Genomic DNA, 822 nt, shown 5'->3' on the forward strand with positions numbered 1-822 from the left:
TGAAGATGGCACGCCTATTATCGCTAAGTTTTATCGCCCCCAACGCTGGACGACTGAAGCCATTCTTGAAGAGCATGAATTTACCAGAAGCTTGCTAGAAAACGACATATCTGTCGTCCCACCGATGCTAATAAATGGCAGCACACTTCACGATTACCAAGATTTCCGTTTTGCATTATTTAAGCGCCAAGGCGGATATGCACCCGAGATTGAAATACCCGACACACTCTACCGAATCGGTTGTAACATCGGCCGAATACACCAGGTCAGTAACGCAGAAACCTTTAAGCACCGTCAAAACTTTTGCATCGAAAACTGGGCGATCAAGAGCAGACAGTTCTTGCTAGACAACGACTTTCTATCCAGATCGCTTCGACCGGCATACGAAACCTTAAGCCAAGACCTGATTGATAAGATGCAACATATATGGAAGAGCTGCCCATTCAACCCGATTAAACTTCACGGCGACTGCCACATTGGCAATATTCTTTGGCGTGAAGACCAAGCACACTTTGTCGATTTTGATGATTGCCTGAATGGCCCTGCAATTCAGGATCTATGGTTGATGCTTTCAGGAGACCGGCATCAACAAACCCAGCAAATGATCGAGCTGGTTGAAGGCTATGAAGAGTTCTGCGAGTTTGATACGCGCCAGCTCAAACTTATCGAGACCCTACGTACTTTGCGTATGATGCATTATGCTGCCTGGTTATCACGTCGCTGGACCGACCCTGCATTTCCAATGCACTTTCCTTGGTTCAATACCGAGCGCTATTGGTCATCACATATACTTGAGCTGAGAGAGCAGCTATCAATTTTGGA

Annotated in this window: 1 protein-coding gene; it reads left to right on the forward strand. The window is 46.4% G+C overall.

The window, feature by feature from the left end:
• A partial coding sequence (locus A3763_RS05440; RefSeq protein WP_068759933.1) for a serine/threonine protein kinase occupies positions 1–822 on the forward strand: 822 nt, incomplete at both ends.

Source organism: Oleiphilus sp. HI0128 (assembly GCF_001635365.1).